Annotated in this window: 18 protein-coding genes and 1 pseudogene; 12 read left to right on the top strand and 7 right to left on the bottom strand. The window is 71.4% G+C overall.

Annotated features, from left to right (window positions below; genetic code table 11):
* Positions 1-177 precede the first annotated feature (177 nt).
* The gene (locus ACO1BR_RS11905; protein ID WP_426795016.1) at positions 178-996 is read left to right on the top strand and encodes an SAM-dependent methyltransferase; all 819 of its coding nucleotides are present in this window, start codon (positions 178-180) and stop codon (positions 994-996) included.
* 37 nt (positions 997-1,033) lie between these two features.
* Here ACO1BR_RS11905 and ACO1BR_RS11900 read toward each other — a convergent pair whose 3' ends face one another.
* From ACO1BR_RS11900 to dhaK, 3 genes are all read right to left on the bottom strand, one after another.
* The gene (locus ACO1BR_RS11900) at positions 1,034-1,444 is read right to left on the bottom strand and encodes a PTS-dependent dihydroxyacetone kinase phosphotransferase subunit DhaM (protein WP_426795015.1); all 411 of its coding nucleotides are present in this window, start codon (positions 1,442-1,444) and stop codon (positions 1,034-1,036) included.
* The gene (gene dhaL, locus ACO1BR_RS11895; RefSeq protein WP_426795143.1) at positions 1,441-2,037 is read right to left on the bottom strand and encodes a dihydroxyacetone kinase subunit DhaL; all 597 of its coding nucleotides are present in this window, start codon (positions 2,035-2,037) and stop codon (positions 1,441-1,443) included. The genes ACO1BR_RS11900 and dhaL overlap by 4 nt, the downstream gene beginning before the upstream one ends.
* Before the next feature lie 109 nt (positions 2,038-2,146).
* Positions 2,147-3,139 (bottom strand): dihydroxyacetone kinase subunit DhaK, encoded by a 993-nt coding sequence (gene dhaK / locus ACO1BR_RS11890; protein ID WP_426795014.1) that lies wholly within the window; start codon positions 3,137-3,139, stop codon positions 2,147-2,149.
* A gap of 498 nt (positions 3,140-3,637) precedes the next feature.
* Between dhaK and ACO1BR_RS11885 the strand changes: the two are divergent.
* Both ACO1BR_RS11885 and ACO1BR_RS11880 read left to right on the top strand, forming a co-directional pair.
* Positions 3,638-3,841, top strand: a pseudogene (locus ACO1BR_RS11885) (transposase); the annotation flags it as partial.
* Between the two features lie 315 nt (positions 3,842-4,156).
* The gene (locus ACO1BR_RS11880; protein WP_426795013.1) at positions 4,157-4,837 is read left to right on the top strand and encodes a hypothetical protein; all 681 of its coding nucleotides are present in this window, start codon (positions 4,157-4,159) and stop codon (positions 4,835-4,837) included.
* A gap of 683 nt (positions 4,838-5,520) precedes the next feature.
* On the opposite strand, the gene ACO1BR_RS11875 is transcribed toward ACO1BR_RS11880, so the two are convergent.
* A complete protein-coding gene (locus tag ACO1BR_RS11875; RefSeq protein WP_426795012.1) occupies positions 5,521-6,255 on the bottom strand; it encodes a hypothetical protein in 735 nt (244 codons plus the stop codon).
* Positions 6,256-6,874: 619 nt separating this feature from the next.
* Between ACO1BR_RS11875 and ACO1BR_RS11870 the strand changes: the two genes are divergently transcribed.
* From ACO1BR_RS11870 to ACO1BR_RS11840, 7 genes are all read left to right on the top strand, one after another.
* Positions 6,875-8,734: an amino acid adenylation domain-containing protein gene (locus ACO1BR_RS11870; protein WP_426795011.1), complete on the top strand. Its 1,860-nt coding sequence runs from the start codon at positions 6,875-6,877 to the stop codon at positions 8,732-8,734.
* Positions 8,728-9,033 carry an acyl carrier protein gene (locus ACO1BR_RS11865; RefSeq protein ID WP_426795010.1) on the top strand — a complete coding sequence of 102 codons (306 nt, stop codon included), beginning with the start codon at positions 8,728-8,730 and terminating at the stop codon, positions 9,031-9,033. The genes ACO1BR_RS11870 and ACO1BR_RS11865 overlap by 7 nt, the downstream gene beginning before the upstream one ends.
* A 14-nt stretch (positions 9,034-9,047) precedes the next feature.
* Positions 9,048-9,800 (top strand): thioesterase II family protein, encoded by a 753-nt coding sequence (locus ACO1BR_RS11860; protein ID WP_426795009.1) that lies wholly within the window; start codon positions 9,048-9,050, stop codon positions 9,798-9,800.
* Positions 9,797-11,032 carry a cytochrome P450 gene (locus tag ACO1BR_RS11855; RefSeq protein WP_426795008.1) on the top strand — a complete coding sequence of 412 codons (1,236 nt, stop codon included), beginning with the start codon at positions 9,797-9,799 and terminating at the stop codon, positions 11,030-11,032. The genes ACO1BR_RS11860 and ACO1BR_RS11855 overlap by 4 nt, the downstream gene beginning before the upstream one ends.
* Positions 11,029-12,006: a TauD/TfdA dioxygenase family protein gene (locus ACO1BR_RS11850; RefSeq protein WP_426795007.1), complete on the top strand. Its 978-nt coding sequence runs from the start codon at positions 11,029-11,031 to the stop codon at positions 12,004-12,006. The genes ACO1BR_RS11855 and ACO1BR_RS11850 overlap by 4 nt, the downstream gene beginning before the upstream one ends.
* Positions 12,007-12,437: 431 nt before the next feature.
* A complete protein-coding gene (locus ACO1BR_RS11845; protein WP_426795006.1) occupies positions 12,438-13,631 on the top strand; it encodes a macrolide family glycosyltransferase in 1,194 nt (397 codons plus the stop codon).
* A 244-nt stretch (positions 13,632-13,875) separates the two neighbouring features.
* Positions 13,876-15,492 carry a purple acid phosphatase family protein gene (locus ACO1BR_RS11840; protein ID WP_426795005.1) on the top strand — a complete coding sequence of 539 codons (1,617 nt, stop codon included), beginning with the start codon at positions 13,876-13,878 and terminating at the stop codon, positions 15,490-15,492.
* Here ACO1BR_RS11840 and ACO1BR_RS11835 read toward each other — a convergent pair.
* A complete protein-coding gene (locus ACO1BR_RS11835) occupies positions 15,486-16,442 on the bottom strand; it encodes a DMT family transporter (RefSeq protein WP_426795004.1) in 957 nt (318 codons plus the stop codon). The two genes, ACO1BR_RS11840 and ACO1BR_RS11835, sit on opposite strands and share 7 nt — an antisense overlap.
* Positions 16,443-16,880: 438 nt before the next feature.
* On the bottom strand, positions 16,881-18,152 hold the full coding sequence (locus tag ACO1BR_RS11830) for a LuxR C-terminal-related transcriptional regulator (protein WP_426795003.1): 1,272 nt from the start codon (positions 18,150-18,152) through the stop codon (positions 16,881-16,883).
* A gap of 156 nt (positions 18,153-18,308) precedes the next feature.
* Between ACO1BR_RS11830 and ACO1BR_RS11825 the strand changes: the two genes are divergently transcribed.
* A complete protein-coding gene (locus tag ACO1BR_RS11825; RefSeq protein WP_426795002.1) occupies positions 18,309-19,223 on the top strand; it encodes an NADP-dependent oxidoreductase in 915 nt (304 codons plus the stop codon).
* 135 nt (positions 19,224-19,358) lie between these two features.
* A complete protein-coding gene (locus ACO1BR_RS11820; RefSeq protein ID WP_426795001.1) occupies positions 19,359-20,996 on the top strand; it encodes an alpha/beta hydrolase in 1,638 nt (545 codons plus the stop codon).
* Between the two features lie 97 nt (positions 20,997-21,093).
* On the opposite strand, the gene ACO1BR_RS11815 is transcribed toward ACO1BR_RS11820, so the two are convergent.
* Positions 21,094-22,116: a Ku protein gene (locus ACO1BR_RS11815; protein WP_426795000.1), complete on the bottom strand. Its 1,023-nt coding sequence runs from the start codon at positions 22,114-22,116 to the stop codon at positions 21,094-21,096.
* Positions 22,117-22,133: the final 17 nt, after the last annotated feature.

Raw genomic sequence — 22,133 nt, 5'->3', positions numbered from 1 at the left:
ATGACGAAGTTTGGTCAGGCACACACCCCAGGTGACTGACTGTCATTGACCGTGATCCCGGGCCGACCGGATCGGGACATCGCATGATCGCTCCCCGTCGCATGATCCGGCCCGGTCCGGGGCAGGGCTCTGCCAGCCGGGCACGCGAGGCTCCCGGCGCCGGGGAGGCGGCACACCATGAGCGCACACGAGCCGGTCGTGGACCTGCAACTGGACCGGGCGCACTCGTCCCGGATCTACGACTACATGCTCGGCGGCAAGACCAACTTCCTCGCCGACCGGATGGCCGCCGGCAGCGTCCTGGGCGTCTTCCCCGCGGCTCTGGTGGCCGCCCGGATCAACCGCGAGTTCATGCACCGCACCACCCGCCACCTCGCGCGCGCGGGCCTGCGCCAGTTCCTGGACATCGGCACCGGCATCCCCACCCCGCCGAACCTGCACGACATCGCCCAGGGCATCGCCGCCGACGCCCGAATCGTCTACACCGACAACGACCCCATCGTCCTCGCGCACGCCGCCGCCCTGCTCCTGAGCACCCCCGAGGGCCGGACCGCGTACGTACAGGCCGATGTCACGGAACCCGACAGCATCCTGACCGCACCACAACTTCGCGAAACCCTCGACCTGACCCAACCGGTCGCACTCAGTCTCAACGCCCTGATGCACTTCGTCACCGACGACGGACGCGACCGCGCACACACCATCGTCGAGGCCCTCAAGTCCGCCCTCCCCAGCGGCAGCACCCTGGCGATGACCCATGCCACCCCGGACTTCAGCCCCGGGACGATGGACAAGATCATCAAGATCTACCGCGACGCCGGCACCACCCTCCAGTTCCGCACCCGCGCCGAGTTCCTCCGCTTCTTCGACGGCTGGGAGCTGCTGGACCCCGGCGTCGCCCTCTCCCACCAATGGCGCCCCGACCACCCCGAGGACGCCACCCACGTCACCGACGCCGAGGCCGCCAGCTACGCCGCCGTGGCCCGCAAACCCTGACCCACCGGACAGATCCCGCCCTCGGTGGCGCCCCGGCTCACTCCTTGCGGTAGCCGTACGCCTCCCCGGCCGCCGCGGCGACCGCCGCCAGGTCCGCCCCGGCCGACGCGCCGACCACGGCGGCCACCGCCCCCTCCACGAACGGCGCGTCCACCAGCCGTGCTCCGTCCGGCAGTTCGTCCCCCTCCGCGATCATCGCCTTCACCGTCAGCACCGCACTACCGAGGTCCACCAGCAGCGCCACCCCCGCGCCCCGGTCCACCTCCCGCGCCGCCGCGGCGATCAGCTCCGTGCTCGTCCCGAGCCCGCCGTCCGGCGTCCCGCCGGCCGCGGCCACCGGCGCCGTCGTGCCCCCGCCGGCCAGCCCCACCGCGAGGGCCGCCACGGATTCGGCGACCTCCTTGCTGTGCGACACCAGCACCACCCCGACCAACGGACCGCCGCTCATCGCGCCACCTCCGCCAGGGCTGCGAACAGCAGCGCCGACGACGTCGCCCCCGGATCCTGATGACCGATACTGCGTTCCCCGAGATAGCTGGCGCGCCCCTTCCTGGCCAGTATCGGCACGGTGGCCAGCGCCCCCTCCTCGGACGCGGTGGCCGCCGCGTCGAAGGACGTCTCCAGCGCCTGGACGCCGGGCACCAGCGCGTCCAGCATCGTCTTGTCCCCGGTCCGCGCGCCCCCGAGCTGACCCACGGCCGCCACACCGGCGTCCAGCCCCGCCCGCAACTCCGCCGCCGTCACCTGCGGCGCCTCGCCCAGACTCTTCCCGGCCCGCCGCAGCAGCGTCCCGTACAGCGGCCCGGACGCCCCGCCCACCGTCGAGATCAACTGCCGCCCCGCGGCCGTCAGTACGGCCCCCGGTGTCTCCGGCGGCCGTGCGGTCAGCGTGGTCACCACGGCGGCGAACCCCCGCTGCATGTTGCTCCCGTGATCGGCGTCCCCGATCGCCGAGTCCAACTCGGTGAGCCGCTTCGCCTCCCGGTCGACCAGACCGGCCGCCGCCGTCATCCACCGCACGAAAAAACCCGCGTCAAGGATTGCCTCGGACACCCACTGCTCCTTTTCCCACCGGTCTCACCCGTCCCGTCCGCCGGCACCACGCCGGCGACGCACCGCAACCCGCCCGCGCACACGGCCGCGGCGCCGCTCAGCGCCCCCAGCGCAGCCCCGCCGTGGCGACCGGGGCATCCCACCACCGCAGCAACTCCCCGTCCACCTGGCACAGCGTCACCGAGCAGCCGGCCATGTCCAGGGACGTCACATAGTTCCCCACCAACGTACGGGCTACCGGCACCTCCCGTTCGTCGAGCACCCGCCGCACCTCCGCGGAGAAGCCGTAGAGCTCCAAGAGCGGGGTGCCCCCCATCCCGTTCACCAGCACCAGTACCGGGAGCCGCGGTTGCAGGTCCTCCAGAATCACGTCCAGCGCATAGTCCGCGATCTCGCCCGAGGTCATCATCGGCCGCCGCTCCCGCCCCGGCTCGCCGTGGATGCCCACCCCCAACTCCAGCTCACCGGGCGGCAGATCGAACGTCGGGCTGCCCTTCGCCGGCGTCGTACAGGCACTCAGCGCCACACCGAAGCTCCGTGACGACTCCACGACCCGGCGGGCCACCGCCTCCACCCGCTCCAGCGGCATCCCGTCCTCCGCCGCCGCCCCCGCGATCTTCTCCACGAACAGGGTCGCGCCGGTGCCGCGCCGCCCCGCCGTGAAGGTCGAGTCGGTGACCGCGACGTCGTCATCGACCAGCACACTGGCGACCTGGACCCCCTCGTCCTCCGCCAGCTCGGCCGCCATCTGGAAATTGAGCAGGTCCCCGGTGTAGTTCTTGACCACGAACAGCACCCCGTGCCCGCTGTCCACCGCCGCCGCGGCCCGCACCATCTGTTCCGGCACCGGCGAGGTGAACACCTCCCCGGGGCAGGCGCCGTCCAGCATCCCCGGCCCGACGAACCCGCCGTGCAGCGGCTCGTGCCCACTACCGCCTCCGGACACCAGCGCCACCTTCCCCGCCACCGGCGCGTCCCGACGGACGATCACCCGCTGCTCCACGTCCACCACCAGCTCGGGGTGGGCCACGGCCATCCCGCGCAGGGCGTCCGCCACCACGGTCTCGGCGACATTGATCAGCATCTTCACGGGTACCTCCTGGTGAGACTGGCAGCCTTGGCCTCTGAGCAGTGTTTCCGCTGGTCACGGCACTTATGCCCGGACTTGTGCCCGGCTCTTGATCGTGGCGGTCCATGGCGGTGTCGAGCGGCCCTCGGCGGGACTGACGCCGACTCGATGTCGACCTCTCTGACGAGCAGTCAATTGCGACCGGAGCCTTGCGTCACCCTCTCCCGGAGCCGTTCGGCCTCAGTATCGACCCCGTGGCGATCGAGGTCACGGAACATGCGCAGAAGTGCACTCGGCGACTTTCATCATCGGCATCCTCCTCATCAGGCTGCGTTGCCAGTGCCGCATGCCATGCTCGGCACCGCGCGGCCTGTGCCCGGACGGCGGTCGCGACATGACCGTTGGCATCCTCGGAAGTGCCGGAGACCGGCGAGATCACCTACGACGGGCCGATGGCGCCTCACGTTGGGGAGTCGGCCCATCCGACGACTGGCTCCGCCGCCTCCCCGGCCGCCGGGCGTACTGGCCGTCCGCTCCGATGTCACGGTTCATCCCTTCGATGCCGTGCCCCTCGCGCCGCCCCGCAAGGGGACGATCGGATGTCGGCCGCAGCCCCGCTACCGCCAGGCCCCGCATTCCTTGGCCGACCTCGCGGCCGGACTGGGGCGCCAGGCATGCGCCGAGGCCACCTGGCGGCAGGGCTCACGCGGACCCATGCGATCCCGCCTTCCTCGCCGAACAACGGCTCTCCCCCAAAGGCCCCGCCCTGGCCTCACCCTCTACCAGGTCCTGGATGCCATCCACGACCTACTGAGGTGCTCGACCGGTATCTGCACCACCTGCCACCGCCCGATACCACCCTCCCACCAGCGACAACACACAAGATTCACTGAGACCTAACGGACCCCTGGTAGCACACTTGATGCTGCTGCCGCCGGGGTTTGCGGAGAGATCAACGATTCCAGCAGTCGCTGAGTCGCCTCGTTCGGTATCTCGTACGTTGCGACGTACGTTCCCCTACCTCTTCAGGAGGCACGCATGTCGCACAGGAGAACTCTCGGTCCGAAGAAGACGATCGCGCTGCTCGTCGGTGCCGCGGCGGTGGCGGGCGGTGGGGCCTTCGCACTCGCCACCACGTCCAACGCCGCCCAGCCCGCGCAGCACGCGAAGACGCTGTCGGCCGGGGACTCGACCGTCTGCCAGGGGCTCGCCACCGCTCTCGGCAACAACGAGCGGTTCATCGCCGGGCAGCAGGCGAGTCCGGACGCCCAGTCGGCGGCCCGGATCGCCAACCGGCAGGCGGTCGTCGCGCAGATCAAGGTCCAGCAGAAGGCGGCCGGTTGCACCGTTGGGGAGTCGGCTCAGGGCTCCCAGACGGGGCAGCAGCAGCCTGGCGGCGCCCAGGCGAGCGCACAGCCCTCGCAGTCCGCCGCCGGCGGAGGCGGTGCCGCGGGTGGTGGTGCCGCATCCGGTCAGCAGGTCTGCAACGGCTCCACCGTTACGCTCTCCGGCGAGGGCGGTGCCCCGGCCGCGTCCAGCGACCAGTTCCCGGCGGGGACGACCCTGAAGGTCACCAACCTGGACAACAAGAAGTCCACGACGGTGAAGGTCACCTCGGTCTCCGGCAGTTGCGTCCTGCTCAACAACGCGGCCTTCGAACAGGTCCGGGAACCGGGCAAGTTCCTCATCCGCCACGCACTGATCGAGAAGGCGGGGTGAGGCCCGGGAGCCTCAGTCGCCGGACAGGAACGCGGTGAGGTGACTGGCGAGGTCCGGCGGTGTGGACTGTGGGAGCCCGTGAGTGGGAGACGCCGGGCAGTACGGCGGTCTTCACCATCCGGTGGTACCCCTCTCGGTTTGCCGGGATCACGTGGTGCGACCTGGTGCAACAGCGCCGACGGATCCGTCGGCAGCATGGGCTCGGCCGCCTGCTCACGGTGCTCTCCCCACACCTGCCGCACATCGATCTGCGCCAGCGAGAGCCGACACAGCCACGGCACCGGATCGGACGGCTCCCGGCCGGCGCGAATGACGCCGCGCACCGAGCCCGGTACTCCAATCCCCAGGCAGCCGCGTGTCGTTGCCGGTGTGAGCGCACTGCGCGCTCCGCTGCGACTCGGGCGAGCATCACCTGCGCGTCGTAGCGGTCGGGTTCCTCCGTGAGCCATGCCTCCACCACGTCGGCGCCGGCTGCCAGGATGCCGAGGACCTGGGTGCGGTAACGCCGCACGGGCCAGTGAGATCCGGTCTCCGCCAGGAGGTTCCGCATCGTCGTCCATCGGCCGACGCTGAGCTCTGTGATCGCGGTACGCAGGCCGTCATCCGCGCCCGCGGGGTGACAGATCGGGCTGCACCTTTTGAGGTTGTCGGGCGCTGGGATGTTCAGTTGTCCACGGCGCCGGTCACGCCGACTCTTTGGGCATCTTGCTGCGGTCCCAGTCAGGAAAGCGTTCGGATTCAGGGTCAAGGAAGTTGATCAAATCGATCAGCTGGTGCTGCAGCGCAGGGAAACGCGTGCCCTCCTGCGGGTTCTCAACCAGCCGGTCGAGATCATCGGTCAACTGCGCGAACCATCCGGAGAAATTTGGATCCCTTGCCAGGCGTGAGCAGAATTCTGCGTATCCGATCGGGATGGCGGCCTCAGGCCCCGTGGTCGGAGTGAGCATGATCTCGCCGATCGCCCGCTGTTCCGTACGGAACACCCGGAAGAGTTTGCCGTGATTCCTCCAGTCGCTCAGCACCTCGTTGATCTGTGTCAGATGTTTCATGAGGGTGGTTCGACTCTCGCTGGTCGTCCCCACCTCGATGAACTGTACGTGTCGACGCACGAGTTCGATGCAGGCCAGGTATTCACCCAGGACGAAGAGTGTGCTGTGACGGGCGTAACGCTTCTCGGCGTCCGTGCCGTTCTGAAAGAAGATGAATTGATCCCTGTGCAGACTGTAAATCCGGCTCTGTAGATCGAATGCAGCCAAGAGCAGTGGGTTCCGGAATCGCTTCATCAGGTCCATTCGCTCCTGCTGCTGCCTGATCCGCGCCTGCAGTTTCACGGACCTCAATCCGCCCCAGACGCTGAGCGCCGCAGAAGCCAACGCGACCACAATTGCAATGACGGAGAGCGCCAGATGTGTCTGCACGGCTCGAATTATCCACGAGTGGTTGCCGGTGCCCGTGGCCAACACGCTCTTCGCGTAGTCGGTGCGGCTGCGTGCCAATCGGCTTCGACGCTACCCCTGGTCAAGTGCATTCTGTCAAAAAATTCACGTCGGCCGGGAGGCTCAATGAATCCATCGGGTCTCCGGGACGATCCGTCAGTCAGCCCGCGCGCCTACCGCACCTCGTTCGCCGAACAACCTCCCGCTACGCAGGGGCGTTGATTGCGGGCCGGCCACAACGCCCCGCCAGGCCAACTCGACCACTCACGGGCCAGCTTGCGCGCTCAGTCACACCTCGACGGTGCCACAGAGCCGGATCGCGGGACGGACAACCGCTCCCACGCACGTCGCTGACGAACCGTCCGGTCCGCTGTCGATGGCGCGGCAGCTCGTAGAGGCGCCCGCAGCCCGGGAGCGCGTTCAACACGTTCACGCACCTACTGGGCGGTAACCGTTCTCTTCCGCTCCCGGTTCTGTCGGACTGTGGGCGTGGCCGGTGAGCAGCTCGTCGGACGATGGGGTGCCTAGGGCCGGTGCGGCCGGTTGCCTGCGAGGAGGCGCGCGCCACGCTGGCGCGGGCCGGCAGGCGCTGGAGCCGCTCATGACGCCGGTGGGCTTGCGCAGCGTTCGCAGGCCCCCGGGCTCAGACCTCACTGCGGTTGCATCGGGCATGAGCGAAGGGGGCTTGATGCAGGACACGATGTCGCTGGTCCACGGCGCGATGAGCCGCTGTCCGCGGTCCATCGGCGAGTACTTCCTGCATGCCGGGCTGGCCAGGCCCGGCCAGGCGGCGGTGCTGCGCGAGGACGAGTGCCTGACGTACGAGGATCTGGCGCTCGGTGCCGAGTGCCTGGCCGCGGAACTGGCGGAGCGTGGGATCGGCCGCGGCGACAGGGTGCTGGTCGAATGCGACCCGATCCCCCAGGCGGTGGTGGTCCTGGTGGCGTGTTCGCTGCTTGGTGCGATCTACGTGCCGGTCGCTCCGGATGTCCCCCTGGCTCGCAAGGCGGCGATCGCCGGGGCGGCTCGGCCAGCCGCTCACGCCGTGGCCGCGGGTCAGCCGGTGGCTGCCGAGATCCCGGTGCGCATGCGGTTGTCGCCCGGTGGCGTGGCGGTATCGGGCGGTGTCCCCGGTTCTTCGGAGCGCGTCCGTGGCGCGCCGACGGAGCACGACGTCGCGTACTTGATCTTCACCTCGGGTACCACCGGGCGGCCCAAGGGCATCATGATGACGCACCGGGCCGCACTGGCCTTCTTCCGGGGGATGGCCCGGCAGCTGCCGGCTTCGCCGCAGCACCGCGTCGCGTCGTTCGCCCCGCTGAACTTCGACTTTTCGCTGCTCGACCTGGGTTGGGCAACGGGTGCGGGCGGGACGCTGGTTCAGGTTCCGCGGATGCTGCTGCGCCATCCCCGGCGTTTCGTGGAGCACTTGGCGCGGATGGGTGTGAGCCATGTGAGCGGGGTTCCCTCGATCTGGTCGCCGGTGTTGCGGCATGCCACACAGGAGTTGTCCGCGTGTACCTCGCTGCGAGGGCTGGTCATCGGCGGCGAGGCGTACCCTGTCGAGCTGTTGCGGGCGTTGTGGAAGGCGTTGCCGGGTGTGCAACTGGTGAACGTCTTCGGGCAGTCGGAGTCCATTGCCTGTTCTTTCCTGGAGCTCCCCGACCCGCTCCCGGATGATCTGCGGCAGGTGCCGATCGGCCCCGCCCATCCCGGAGCCGAGATGCTCGTGCTCGACGACGCGGGTCGCGAAGTCGGCGTGGGCGAGACGGGCGAACTCTTCCTGCGGAGCGACGCGTTGTTCTCCGGTTACTGGTTGGACGCCGACGCCACCGGCCGCACACTGGTCCCGCCGCCGGGAGATCCGGAAGGCGGCGAGCGCGTCCTGCGCACCGGCGACTTGCTACGCAGAGAGCGGTACGGGCTGTTCACCTTCGCCGGCCGCAAGGACCTACAAGTCAAGATCCATGGCAATCGGGTGGAGCTGGGGGAGGTCGAGTCGCACCTGGCCGCACACCCCGCGGTGACCGAAGCCCTCGTGGTGACCGTGAACGGCGACCTGGGCACCCGCTTGGCGGCCCTCGTCGCCGTGGTCACCGGCGGGGAGGAACACCACCACGTGGAAGAGGAGTTGCGCGCCTGGTGCAGCACGCGCCTGCCGCCGTACATGCAGCCCACCTACGTGCTGGTCGTGCCCGCGCTGCCACGAACCGTAGGGGGAAAGCTCGACCGGCGCGCGGCGCACGGAATGGCACTGCGCCTGATCGCAGCGGCTCCAGGCGGCGCCCCAGACACTCCCGCACACCCGGCAGCGGCCAATCCCCGTGGGCCGTGTAAGCACTCGACAACGAAACACCCACTCCCCGAGCCCTCGTGGCTTCCCGGTACCGCACACGACCGGGACACCCCGACGCGGACAGGGACAGGGACAGAGATAGAGACAGAGACAGAGCCATGCTGAGTCGACCAGACCTCGAAGCGCGCTTGCGCGCGTTCCTGTCCACCCTTCGCCCCGATGCTGACTTGGCGGCCGTCACCCCCCACTCCAACCTGTTCGAGCTGGGGATCCTGGATTCGCTCGCCGTCGTGGAACTCATCGTCTTCCTGGAACACCTCATCGGCACGGAGATCGTGGTCGAGAACTACCAGCTGGAGTCCTTCCACACCTTTGCCGGGATCCATGACGTCGTGGCCGACTCCACACCGCGCGACACAACGGTCCGGGGCGCCGACCGGACGTCGACGTCGGGAACGCAGTGACGGGTAGGTGCACCATGACACCGAGCACGGACTGGATCTGTCTGGGGCCCAAGACGGTTCTCCCGCGGCTGCACCTCCTATGCTTCCCGCACGCCGGCGGCTCAGCAGCCGGCTGCCTGAACTGGGCTGCCGCGGCTCCCCCCGGCGTGCGGATCGCCGCAGTGCGGCCACCCGGCAGAGACAGCCGCGTCACCGAGCCGCCGCTGCGCAGCGCGCGGGCCGTGGCGGAGGCGCTCGGTCCCACCCTGGCGGACCGCAAGGACACCGTGCCGTGGGCCTTCTTCGGCCACAGCCTGGGCGCCCTGCTGGCATTCGAGACCGCGCACTGGCTCCTCCAGCAGGGACTCCCCGGCCCCCGCATCCTCATCGTCGCCTCCGCCCCCGCACCCCACCTGCCCCGCAGCTCACCACCACTGCACCACCTGCCCGGCCCCGACCTGCTCAAAGCCCTGGACCACCTGGGAGGGCTGCCCCCCTCCCTGGCAGACAACCCACGGCTGGCCAGGCTGTGGCTACCGCGCATCCGCACGGACTTGGAGATCTACGACACCTACGCCCCCCGCCGGCGTGCCCCGCTCCCGTGCCCGATCACCGCGTTCGCCGCCACCGAGGACCGCCTGGTGCCGGTAGCGGAGGTCGCCCAGTGGCACCACCACACCGCCGGCCGCTGGAGCCTGCGGATCACGCCGGGCGATCACTTCTTCGTCCACGCCGACCCCGCCCCCGTCCTGGCAGCCGCACTGCCCGAGGAAACGAGACCACCATGACCGGCCCAGACCCGCACGCCACCGCGCCGCGGCCCTGCGCGCAGGCAGCCCTCCCACCGCTCGAATCCCCCGATCCCTGGCCGGGATACGCGGCCCTGCTGGCGCGTCCGGGACTCCATTACGGACAGGCCGAGCACACGTACTACGCGGCCCGGCACAGCGATGTCCACCACGGCCTGCGGCACCCGGAGCTGGCCGTCGGCTTCCCCTTCAGGGCGACCCGCCAGCTGTTCGGCCCCACCGCGATCGACCTGGACGCCCCCGGACACCGACCGGCCCGCCAACGGGTCTCACGGTTCACCACCCGCCACATGTCCACCTGGACCCAGACGGCCGTCATCCCCGTGATCGACGACCTGATCGAGCGGGCCGCCACCGGCACGCCGGTCGACGTGATCAAGACTTTCGCCCAGCCCCTGCCGACCCGTGTCATCTGCCGCGTCCTGGGTCTGCCGGACCATCAATGGCCGTGGATCTGGCAACAACTCAGGCCCGTCATCGGCCACATCGCCGACCAGAGAACCGGCATGCAAGCGGCACTGGCCTCCCGGGACATCCTCGCAGACCGGCTCCGCCACGCGGTCCGTACCGGAGCGCCGCACGGCTCACTCCTGCAACGCCTGTGCGCCGGCGACCCGCCCGACTCCGCCGTCGGCCGACGGGCCGAACCCATCCGCACGGCCCTCCTGCTCCTGGCCGCCGGCACGGAGACGACAGCGGCCGCCATCGGCAACCTGCTCTGGTGCCTGCAGCACCACCCGCACACCTGGGACGAGGTGGCCAGCGGCACGATCCCCGCCGAAGCGGTCGTCACCGAAAGCCTTCGGCTCCACCCGCCACTGCACAGCACGGTCCGCTTCGCCCGCCGCGATCTCACACTGGGCGACACCGCGATCCCCAAGGGAGCCCGAGTACAGCTGCTGCTCGCCGCCGCCAACCGCGACCCCGCACGCATCGGCGCATCGCCATCCTGGAACCCCCACCGCCCCCCACAACCGCACCACGCCTTCGGCGGCGGACCGCACGCCTGCGTCGGCGCTCAACTCGCCCTCACAGAACTGCAGTTCCTCCTGACCGCACTGGCCCAACGCTATGTGCTTGCGGGCCCCGCTCACCCGGCCGCCAACTTCCGAGCCGGCCCCTTCCACTACCCCACCGAGCTCCCCGTACGACTCATCCCACGGACCACCCCCACCCGACAGCACTCCATCGGAGGGACAAGCCCACCATGACCACACCCTCTGCCAAGGATCTGGACATCGTCAGGATCACCGGCAACATCGGCGCCGAGATCCGCGGCATCGACCTCACCTCGGACCTGCCACAGGACACCATCACCGCCATCCGCACCGCCCTCGTCACCCACAAGGTCATCTTCTTCCGAGACCAACACGCCCTGGACGGCCCGGCCCAAGAACGCCTGGCCCGCCGCTTCGGCACCCCCACCACCGCGTACCCCACCCTGCCGTCCCTCGACGGCGCCCCCGCCATCCTCGACCTCGACTACCAGAACTCCCCACTCCGCGCCGACTTCTGGCACGCCGACGTCACCTTCATCCAACGTCCGCCGCTCGGCTCCATCCTCCGCGCGGTATCCCTCCCGCCCTACGGCGGCGACACCGTATGGGCCAACACCGCCACCGCCTACACCGCACTGCCCAAGGAACTGCGCACCCTCGCAGAGAACCTGTGGGCCGTCCATGCCAACACCCCCGACAACGCGCCGACGCAGAGCTCCGACGACAGCCCCCAGGCCCACGCGATGCGCGAGACATTCACAGCACGCACCTTCGTCACCGAACACCCGGTCGTCCGCGTCCACCCCGAAACAGGCGAACGACTGCTGCTGCTCAGCAAGTTCATCCGCCGCTTCGTCGGCTGGACACCCGAAGAATCCCGGCCCCTGCTCACACTGCTCCGGACCTACATCCCCGTCCCCGAACGCGCCGTACGGTGGCGCTGGGCCCAAGGAGACGTAGCCTTCTGGGACAACCGCTCCACCGAGCACTACGCCGTCCGGGACTACGACCCGCACCCCCGCCGGATGCAACGCGTCAGCATCGCCGGAGACATCCCCGTCTCGGTACAGGGAGAACCCAGCCGCGTCGTAGCCGGCGACGACACCGACTACACCACCTCGCTCACCCACCCCCATGACGGCAAACCGGCAAACCGTGACCACCCCGCCAGCCCACCGGCCTCATAAGGGCCCGCAGAGAGGGACTGCAAGAACGTCTTACAGCCCCATGTACCTGGCCGACCTGGAGGCAGATCGGCGGCTCGAACTGCTGCCGCAGCCGCTCGGGATACGGACCGTACCCGGCTCTTGATCCTGGCGGTCCATGGCGGTGTCGAACGGCCCTCGGCGGGACTGACGCCGACTCGATGCCGACTTCTCTGGTGAGCCGTCAATTGCGACCGGAGCCCTGCGTCACCCTCTCCCGGAGCCGTTCGGCCTCAGTGTCGGCCCCGTGGCGATCGAGGTCACGGATCATGCGCAGATGCGTTCGGCGACCACGTCGGCGCAGGAGTGTCCTGGGCGCCGCGTGCCGCGTTGCTCTGTTGCGCACCGCCGCGTTGCCAAGTTGGGTCCCTCGGCGTTTCCCTGCCGTAGACCTCTATGCAAGGAAGTCCCATATGCCCCGCCCTGCCCATATCGCCATGATCGGCACCCCTGTGGTCGGCCATGTGCTGCCCAGCCTGGAGATCATCCGTGAGCTGGTGGCCCGCGGCCATCGCGTGACGTACGCCAACGCCGACCACGTCGCCGGGCTCGTCACCGACACCGGTGCCGAGCTGGTCCGCTTGACCTCCACGCTGCCGGTCGCCGACAGCGACTGGCCGCAGGATCCGATCGCCGCCGCCTCCCTCTTCCTCGATGAGGCGATGGCCGTACTGCCGCAGTTGCGCGCCGTGTACGACGGCGCCCCCGCCGACCTCTACCTTTACGACATCGGCGCGTACGCGGGCCGCGCGCTGGCCGAGGCGCAGCGCCGCGGCCTCGTCCAGCTGTCACCGATGCACGTGGCCTGGAAGGGCGCCGAGGAGGAGATCGGTGCGGCGTTCTCCGGGCTGCCCGGAGGTCCCGCCCACCGGGCGCGGTTCGCCGCCTGGCTGGCCCGGTGCGGTGCGGTGACCACGAACGTCGAGGAGTTCACAGCTCGGCCGCGGCGAGTGCTGGCCTTGATCCCGCGCGCCATGCAGCCACATGCGGACCGGGTCGACACCGAGGCGGTGACGTTCGTCGGCCCGTGCTTCGGCGCCGGCGAGGAGCACGGCAGCTGGATGCGGCCGGCCGGTGCGGAGAAGGTGCTGCTGGTGTCGTTGGGCGGCTCGGCGTACCCCAGGCAGCGGGAGGTCTACCGGCAGTGTATGGCGGCCTTCGCGGATCTTCCGGGCTGGCATGTGGTGCTGCAGATCGACAGCGGCGGCGAGCCGGCCCAGCTGAGGGAACGCATTCCTCCCAACTTCGAAGTGCGGCCGTGGGTGGCGCCGTTGACGATCCTCGGGCAGGTGGACGCATGGGTGACGCACACCGGTATGGGCAGCAGCAGTGAGGGCCTGTACGCCGGTGTGCCGATGATCGCGGTACCGCACGGGGTCGAGCAGTGCCTCAACGCCGACCGGCTCGTCGAACTGGGTGTCGCCCGCCGGATCGACGCCGCGGACGTCACGGCGGCGGCACTGCGTACGGCCCTGATGGAACTCATCGGCGATCCACAGGTCGCCGCGCGCTCGGCATGGCTGTGGGCCGAGGTGCGCACCGAGGGGGGCACCCGCCGGGCCGTGGATCTGATCGAGGAGCAACTGGCAGGGGAGCGAGTGGGCTGACAACGCGCAGCCGGCCAACCGGGGAGGCGTTCCGGCGCGGGCTGTGGCGGGACCGATCCGACGTGGTGCCGACTTCCCGGACCGGCGATCAGCCAGTCGGGCGGGCCCGCGGCGCGAACGCTCCTCCGAGCCGCCCGCCGGGCCGGGGCGATATCCGCTGGCGGCGGCCCGGTCGGTGACGCCTAAGGTGCAGTTGACCAACTGCCTTCCGTTGACCAACCGCCTTCCATGAGAAGGGCGTTACATGCCGATCGCACGCAGATCCCTCCTGACCGGTTCGACGGCGGCCGCCGCTGCCACCGCACTCGGCGCCGCGGGGAGCGCCGAGGCCGCCGCCCCGGCGCGGGCCGCGCCGCTGCCCCTGCTGCCGCGCACACCGGGCCGCCTCGGCGTACCCGGTGTCACCGGCCTGCACCTCCAGTTCGGGGCCGACCCCGCCACCGAGATGACGGTCTCCTGGATCAGCCCCCGCTCCGTACGCCGCCCGCAGGTGCGCCTCGGCACCCCCGACGCAGGCACCGGCAGCGTGGTCGACGCCGAGACCCGCACCTACCGCGACGGACTGAGCCGTGAGGAGGTGTACGTCCACCACGCCCGCCTCACCGGACTGCGGCCGGACACCACCTACCTCTACTCGGCCGGGCACGACGGCGCCGCGCCGGAGACCGGTGCGTTCACCACGGCACCGCGCGGGCGCACCGCGTTCACGTTCACCAGCTTCGGCGACCAGGGCGCGCCCAATCTGCGCCGGGTCGTCACCTGGCCGGCGGGCGGCGCCCCGTCGCCCTCGGGGCGCTTCCCGCTCTACACCAGCAGCCAGGCCGGCAGTCCCGCCTCCGCCGACATCGTGGCCGCGGTGGAACGGGTCGGACCGCTGTTCAACCTGGTCAACGGCGACCTGTGCTACGCCTCCGCGGCCGGCGTCTTCGGCCAGAACCGCGTCGCGACCTGGGCGGACTGGTTCATCGGCAACAGCCGGTCGACGCGGCTGCGCCCGTGGATGCCGTGCGTCGGCAACGGCGAGAACGAGAAGGGCAACGGCCCCCTGGGGCTGACCGGCTACCAGACCTACTTCACCCTGCCCGGTCCGACGGGCACCGACCCCGAGACGCGGGGCCTGTGGTACGCCTTCACGGTCGGCGCGGTCCGCTTCATCAGCCTGGCCAACGACGACGTGGCGATCCAGGACACCGGCGACAGCTATCTGCGCGGCTACTCCGACGGGGCGCAACGCCGCTGGCTGGAGCGGGAGTTGAAGGCCGCACGCGGCAACGCGGGCATCGACTGGATCGTCGTCTTCATGCACCACCCGATGATCTCCAGCAGCCGTGGCGGCAGCGGCAGCGACCTCGGGATCCGCGCGGCGTGGGGCCCGCTCTTCGACGCGTACGGGGTCGATCTGGTGCTCTGCGGCCACGAGCACTACTACGAGCGCTCGCTGCCGGTCCGCGGCGCGCTGCCGAACGAGGCCCGCACTCCGGTGCCGGTGTCCACCAGGACCGATGTCGCCGACACCGCCAAGGGCACGGTCCACATGATCATCGGAGGCGGCGGCAACTTCGCCACCACCCAGGACGACCTGTTCCAGGAGCCCAAGGGGCGCGTCGTGGTCGACCTGGCCAAGGAGACGGAGGGCCGCCACCGCAAGGCCGTCTTCGTCACCGAGGACGCCCCCTGGCGCGCTGTCCAGGACCGCGTCCACACCCACGGCTTCGCCGCGTTCGACGTCGACCCGGGCGACCGGCGCACCGGCCGCACCCGCATCCACGTCACCTACTACACCTTCGACGGCCCCTACGGAGACCTCACCCCCGTGGACACCTTCACCCTGGAACGCCCCCGCCGGGACGCCGGTCACTGAGCAACGGCGCCTTCTCGTACGGGTGCTGCCGCGTCGGCTGCCTCGGCCGGCTGCCGGGGGGTCTCGGCGGCCCTCCTTCCCCAGGCGGTTCCGAAGAGGATCAGCGCCGCTCCTGCGTAGCCGAGCGCCCCCGGCTGGTCACCGCCGAGGACGACACCGATCACGGCGGCCCAGAGCGGTTCCGTCCCCAGCAGCAGGCTGACCCGGGACGGGCCAGCGCGGCGCACGGCCCACAGCTGGACGAAGAAGGCGAACAGGGTGCACAGCACCGCCAGGTAGAGGAGGGCCAGCCACTGCCCCGCCTCCAGGGTGGCGGCCACCCGCAGGGGCGAGGTGCCCACACCGGTGGAGAGCGCCGCGAAGCAGATGACGGCGGTGGACAGCTGGACGAAGGTGAGAGCGCCGTCATCGGCGTTCTTGAGGGACGGGAGCCGGTGCGTGGTGAGCACGTTGGCGGTCCGGGCGAGGGCCGCGAGGAGCATGAGCAGGTCCCCGACCGAGGGCGTGGTGAATCCGCCGCCCTGGGTGAGGAGCAGCACCCCCAGGACCGAGCCGGCGGCGGCCATGACGAACGACGCGGTGGGCGGGGTACGGCGCAGCGCCGCCTCGGCCAACGGGGTCATGACCATGGTCAGGCTGATGATGAGGCCGGCGTTGGTCGCCGAGGTGTGCACGACGCCGTAGGTCTCCAGCAGGAAGACGCAGGCGAGGATGAGCCCGATGAGGACTCCGCCGCGCACCTCGGCCGCGGTGAGGCGCCGGACGGCGCGGAGGCGGAGCAGCCCGAGTACGGCAGTGGCCATCAGGAAACGCAGCAGCAGCGTGGCGACGACGGTCGACGGGCCGGTGATGCTCTTGGTCGCCAGATAGCTGGAGCCCCAGGTGACGGCGACGGCCAGCACGGGTGCGTCGGTCAGCCGGCCGCGGTGCGACGAGCGGGCAGGGGGCATGGAGGTTCCCAACGGTGACGGTGGCGGCGAGCCCCACGGGTCAGGCCGTGGTGGGGGCGAGCAGCGCTGCGTGGACGGTTCTCTTCATCGTGGAACCACGTCGTTGTAGCCCGCTGGTGCCGGAGATCGACTCGGCGGACGTCACGGTACCGCCGCATGATCGTGACACGCATGCCCTTTGTCGCATCGTCCCTCGGCGGTGTGTGCGCGTCGGCGCGGGTGCGTCAACTGGCGGGCGGTGCATCCCGGTTGTCGTTCGGCGGGGGTTCGCGGGGCGGGCGGTGAAGGTGCCCACCATGCGGACGGGACCCTGCCGTCCGGCCCGAGGCCGGAGATGTGGCGGCGCTCGACGACCAGGTCGACACCTGGGCGGTTGCGGCGGCGGCCTTCCGCCCGGTTGGCCCGGACCCGGCGGACGTTCCCCACACCACGGATTCCCTACGCCGCGGAGTGGAAGAGCGCCGCCGCCTCCCCGCGCGAGCCGACGCCCAGCTTGGTCAGGATGTTGGCGACATGGAACTTCACGGTGGACTGGCTGATGTGCAGTTCCTCGGCTATCACGCGGTTGCGGTGGCCCAGTGCGAGATGCGCCAGCACCTCCAACTCCCGCTCGCCCAGGCTGGTCAGCGGGTCGGGCGCCGGAGCCTGGAAGGCGGCCAGCGGGATGGTCGCGGTGACCGTGGAGCCCCATCCGGGGACCGCGTCGATGTCCAGCCGGCCGTCCAGGACGTCCAGCCGTTCCCTGACCTGGCCGGGGGTGAGGGCGTGCGCGGTGAGGGTGCCGGGCCCGTCGTCCCGTACGGTCGCGCGCAGTTCGCCGTCGATGAGCTGCCAGCCGACGTGGACCCGGCTCACCCCGTCCTGCGCCAGCGCCTCCAGCAGCACGGTCCGGACGACGGCCCGGGCGGTGTGGGCGACGTCGGCGGCCAGGCTGCCTGCGGAGTCGGGCGCGCCGAACTCCAGCCGCACCGGGCTGTAACGCACCAGTGGCCGCAGCGAGTCGGCGAGCCGGGCGAACGCCTGGCCGGCCGGTTCCTCGGCGATCTCCCGGTCCCGTTCGGCCTCCGCGCGCAGCTCCACCAGCGCCGAGGCGGCCAGGTCGGTCGCGGTGGCGCGGGCCGCCGCGTCGTCCAGGCTGCGGCTCCGCAGCACACCCAGCAGCCCGGTGAGGACGGCCGAATGCGCCTCGCCCAGCTCGGCGATGACCCGCGCACGGGTCCCGGCGGCGGTCCGCGAGCGGGCCAGCGCGCCGGGCATCGCCTCGGCCGCCAACCGGTCGAAGTGGCTGGTCACGATGTCCCAGAGGGCCTGCACGACGGCGGTGACGGTGTCGTCGAGAGGTGGCACCGGGGCGTCGTCCGGCACTGTCCGCACGAGGAGCAGTACGGCGCCCCTGGGGGTGGCGTGGCTGGTGACGGCGAGGACGGGGCGCTCGGCGCCGGCGAGCGGGAGGGTGCCGAGCCAGGGCCGGCCGGGGACGCCCGAGGCGAGCAGCGGGGTCATGTCGGCGGTGGAGAGCCGGCCGGTGATCTCCGGATCGCCGTACACCTTGAACGGTGAATGGGCGCAGTGCGTGGAGAGTTCGGCCGCCGCGTGGTGCGGGATCGGTCCGGCCAGCAGCCCGGACAGCCGGGGCAGGATCTCGCCCATGGGTGCGCGGATCACCTCGTGGGCGGCGGTCAGGGCGGGCAGCGGGCCGGTCAACTCCATGCGGCTCAGCGTAGTCCCGGACTGCGCCGTCCCACCTGGCCTTTCGGCCAGGTGCGACTGTTCCGATGACCGGCCGCCGCACCGCCCGCCGCACGTCAGGCTGATCCCGTCCGACCATCAACGCCACGCCTCATGAGGGGCGACGGGGAGATCGATATGCGAGCGATTGTGTACCGCGAGTTCGGCGGTGCGGAGGTGCTGTCCCACGAAGACGCCGGCACGCCGGAGCCGGCGGCGGGCGAGGTCCGGGTCAGGGTGGTGGCCGCGGGCGTCAACCCGGTCGACCACAAACGGCGTTATGGCTGGGTCGAGCAGTACTTCCCGACGACCTTCCCCGCCGTCCCGGGCCTGGAGTTCGCCGGTGTCGTGGACGCGCTGGGCCCGGGTGCCACCGGATGGGCCGTGGGCGACGAGGTGTTCGGCTGGACCCGGACGGGCGCCTACGCCGAGTACGCCATCGCCGCGGAGATCGCGCCCAAGCCCGCCGGGCTGAGCTTCGAGGCCGCCGCCACCCTGCCGGTCGCCGGTGAGACCGCCCAGCGCGTCCTGGACGAACTCGGCCTGAAGGGCGGCGAGACGCTGCTGCTGCACGGCGCGGCGGGCGCGGTCGGCCAGGTCGCCGTCCAGCTCGCGGTGGCCGCCGGTGCCACCGTGATCGGCACCGCCTCCCCGGCCAACCACGATTTCCTGCGCACCCTGGGCGCGGTCCCCGTGGCCTACGGGGACGGCTTGGCGGAGCGGGTCCGTGCGGCCGCCCCGCAGGGCGTCGACGCGGTCTTCGACGCGGCCGGCAAGGACGTGCTCCCGCTCTCGGTCGCGCTGCGCGGCGGCACCACCGACCGCATCGTCACCATCGCCGACATGAACGCCGCCGAGCACGGCATCCCCTTCTCCGCGGGCGGTACCCCGTCGGCCGAGATGGTCGCGGGGCTGGCTCGGCACGCCCGGCTCGCCGTCGAGGGCAAGCTGGCGGTGGCGGTCGCCGGCACCTTCCCGCTCGCCGAGGCCGCCGCCGCGCAGCAGGTCAGCGAGGCGGGGCACGCACGCGGCAAGCTGATCCTCACGGTCTGAGCCGCCGCCGGCGGGGCCGGGCGGATCGGGGAGGGGCGGCGCGCTCCCTGGCTCAACCGGTCCCTTCCGGTGGGCAGTCGCGGGGCCGCGGCCCGTCCGGATGCCCCTACGGTGCCGCGGTCCTACGCTCGGTGTATGCCGGGAGGCCGCGCACCGTGGCGTACCGCGGCGCCGCGCAGGGCAGCCGGGGCAGGGCGGCGTGTACGCGGAGCCGTCGCCGCGCTGGCGGCGTTCGCGCTGGCCGGCGCCCTGACGGGGGCCGTGGCCCCGGCGGCGGACGGTGCCGGGACGCCGGTCCCGGTCCCGGCTCCGAACCCCGGCCTGGCGCGCTTCTACCAGCAGCAGCCGGCCTGGGAGCGGTGCCCGCCCGACGTGCTGCGGTCCGGCTCGTCCGGACAGGGCACGCCGCGGCCCGGCTACGCGGACCGCCTCCAGTGCGCCCGGCTGGAAGTCCCCCGCGACTACGCCCACCCCGGGCAGGCCACGCTCCGTGTCCAGCTGATCCGGCTCGCCGCGACCGGCCCCGGGAAGCGGCTGGGGTCGCTGGTCATCAACCCCGGCGGCCCCGGTGATTCAGGCGTCAACTACCTCGTCGACAACGCCGACGCCTTCGCCCACCTCGGGCAGCGCTACGACCTGGTCAGCTTCGACCCCCGCGGCACCGGCCGCACCGAACCCATCTCCTGCGGCACCACCTTCACCCCGGTGACCGGCGCCGGCGCGGAGAGCCTCGGGGCGAGCGAGCAGCGCCTCAACGAGGCGTGCGGCCGGTACTCCGGCCCGCTGCTGCCCTGGGTCGGCACCCCGGACGTCGCCCGCGACATGGACGTGCTGCGGTCCGCCGTCCGCGACGCCAAGCTCAACTACCTGGGCTTCTCGTACGGCACCCGGCTCGGCGCGGTCTACGCCCACGAATTCCCCCGCAACGTCGGGCGGATGGCCCTGGACAGCGTCGAGGACCCGACCAAGAACACCTGGCAGACCGCGGTGGCCCAGGCCCGCGGATTCCAGCGGGCGGTCGACGCCTTCGCCGCCGACTGCGTACACGGCCCCGCCTGCCCGCTGGGCACCGACACCAAGGCGGCGCAGGACCAACTCGCCACGTGGTACCGGAACTTGACCGACCATCCGCTCCAGTCGCAGGGCGCCACGGTCGACCAGACGACCTATGTCTACGCCCTCCGGGGGTCCCTCTACAGCAGGGAGACCTGGCCCGCGCTGCGCCAGGCACTGACCCAACTGCGCAACGGCGACGGATCGGGGATCCTGAACCTGAGCGGCAGCGGCAGCGGCAGCGGGAGCCGCAGCAGCGGGGCGGGGCGGGCCCGGGGCGACGCGAGCGGCCGGCTGCCCTCCCAGGAGCAGCTGGCCCTGCGGGCGATCAGCTGCCGGGACACCTCCGAGCGCTACGGCCCCGCCGACTACCCGCGCGCCGAGCGCGAACTCACCCAGGCGTCCCCGCTGTTCGGCCCGGACATCGCGCCGACCCTGCTGGACTGCTACGGCTGGCCCGTCGCGGGCGACGACGCCTCCCGCCAGGTCGCGGCCCCCCACGCACCGCCGCTGCTCCTCGTCGCCACCACCGACGACCCGGCCACGCCGTACGAGGGCGCCGCGAACATGGCCCGCGCGCTGGGGAACGCCAGCCCGGTGCTGACATACCACGGCGAGGGGCACGCCGCGTACACCTCCGGAAACCCCTGCGTCCTGCGGGAAGTCGACGGCTTCCTCCTGGACGGCGCGCTGCCGGTGGGTGGCACGGGCTGCCGCTGAAACCCGGCACGGGGCCGGGGTGCGGAGTGCTCCGGAGCGCCCGTACGGCGAGGGCCCCGGCCACGACCCGTCGGAGCCACGACTCGTCGGACAGCCCCTAGCCCGCCCGCCGTCCGCGCCCGGCGCCCGCGGTCCGCTTCGCCGCGGCCGCCGTCTCCGCGGCCTTTCCGCCCGCCGCGGTCTTCTTCGCCGCGGTCCTCTTCGCGGCGGTGGTCTGCTGCGCCGTGCCCTTCTTCGTCGCGGTCTTCTTCGCAGCGCCCCCGGTCCCCGTGCCCCCGGTCCCCGTGCCCCCGGTCCCCGTACGCCGGGCCGCCGCCTGCTCTCCGGCCGGCACCTCCCCGCGGGCCTCCTTCGCCGCCCGGACGCTGTCCTGGAGGGCCGCCATCAGGTCCGTCACGCGGCCCGCGGGCTGCGCCGCGCCGGCCGCGAACTCCGGTGCGCGATGGGCGAGCTTGGCCGCCACGATCTCCTCCAGCGCCTCGCGGTAGTGATCGTGCACATCCTCCTCGGACAGTTCGCCGAAGGAGTCCATCAGGGTCTCGGCGGCCCGCACCTCGTTGGCGGCGACCGTCACCTCCCGCTCGGGCAGCACCCCGTCCATCGGGCGGATCTGATGCGGCCACAGCAGGACCTGCATCACCAGCACGCCCTCCACCGGCCGGATCACCGCCAGCGTCTCGCGGCCATGCAGCGCGATCTTGCCGAGCCCGACGCGCTGGTGCCGCTCCATGGCGTCCCGCAGCAGGACGTAGGGCTTGGCCGCGGCCGGGCCGTCGACGCCCAGGTAGTAGCCCTTGCCCAGCTGGAGCGGGTCGATGTCGCCGCCGGCGACGAAGGCCAGGATGGTCAGGGTCTTCGCGGTCGGCAGCGGAAGGGCGCCGAGATCGTCGTCGGTGAGCGGCACGACGGTGTCGTCGTCCGTCCGGTAGCCCCGCCCGATCTCGTCGGGGGAGATCTCGACGCCTTCCCGGGAGCAGACCGGCTGGTTGCGCACCCGGCCGCCGTCCGCCCTGTGGATCCGTACGAAGCTGACCGAGGCGGAGGTGTCGGTGGCGTTGTACGCGGCCACCGGGATCGTGACCAGGCCGAAGCTGATGGAGAACTTCGCCGTGGGGCGCATGGGAGCCGCCTTCATCG

Origin of the sequence: Streptomyces sp. YGL11-2 (genome assembly GCF_050054615.1) — a bacterium.
In the GTDB taxonomy this organism is placed as follows: domain Bacteria; phylum Actinomycetota; class Actinomycetes; order Streptomycetales; family Streptomycetaceae; genus Streptomyces.
Note: the sequence above shows the minus strand (reverse complement) of the source record. Positions and strands in the feature narration are given on the sequence as shown.

Coding starts and splice junctions, on each gene's coding strand:
- ACO1BR_RS11905 (WP_426795016.1), top strand. CDS start 178: ATGAGCGCACACGAGCCGGTCGTGGACCTGCAACTGGACCGGGCGCAC.
- ACO1BR_RS11900 (WP_426795015.1), bottom strand. CDS start 1,444: ATGAGCGGCGGTCCGTTGGTCGGGGTGGTGCTGGTGTCGCACAGCAAG.
- ACO1BR_RS11880 (WP_426795013.1), top strand. CDS start 4,157: ATGTCGCACAGGAGAACTCTCGGTCCGAAGAAGACGATCGCGCTGCTC.
- ACO1BR_RS11870 (WP_426795011.1), top strand. CDS start 6,875: ATGACGCCGGTGGGCTTGCGCAGCGTTCGCAGGCCCCCGGGCTCAGAC.
- ACO1BR_RS11865 (WP_426795010.1), top strand. CDS start 8,728: ATGCTGAGTCGACCAGACCTCGAAGCGCGCTTGCGCGCGTTCCTGTCC.
- ACO1BR_RS11860 (WP_426795009.1), top strand. CDS start 9,048: ATGACACCGAGCACGGACTGGATCTGTCTGGGGCCCAAGACGGTTCTC.
- ACO1BR_RS11855 (WP_426795008.1), top strand. CDS start 9,797: ATGACCGGCCCAGACCCGCACGCCACCGCGCCGCGGCCCTGCGCGCAG.
- ACO1BR_RS11850 (WP_426795007.1), top strand. CDS start 11,029: ATGACCACACCCTCTGCCAAGGATCTGGACATCGTCAGGATCACCGGC.
- ACO1BR_RS11845 (WP_426795006.1), top strand. CDS start 12,438: ATGCCCCGCCCTGCCCATATCGCCATGATCGGCACCCCTGTGGTCGGC.
- ACO1BR_RS11840 (WP_426795005.1), top strand. CDS start 13,876: ATGCCGATCGCACGCAGATCCCTCCTGACCGGTTCGACGGCGGCCGCC.
- ACO1BR_RS11835 (WP_426795004.1), bottom strand. CDS start 16,442: ATGCCCCCTGCCCGCTCGTCGCACCGCGGCCGGCTGACCGACGCACCC.
- ACO1BR_RS11830 (WP_426795003.1), bottom strand. CDS start 18,152: ATGGAGTTGACCGGCCCGCTGCCCGCCCTGACCGCCGCCCACGAGGTG.
- ACO1BR_RS11825 (WP_426795002.1), top strand. CDS start 18,309: ATGCGAGCGATTGTGTACCGCGAGTTCGGCGGTGCGGAGGTGCTGTCC.
- ACO1BR_RS11820 (WP_426795001.1), top strand. CDS start 19,359: ATGCCGGGAGGCCGCGCACCGTGGCGTACCGCGGCGCCGCGCAGGGCA.
- ACO1BR_RS11815 (WP_426795000.1), bottom strand. CDS start 22,116: ATGCGCCCCACGGCGAAGTTCTCCATCAGCTTCGGCCTGGTCACGATC.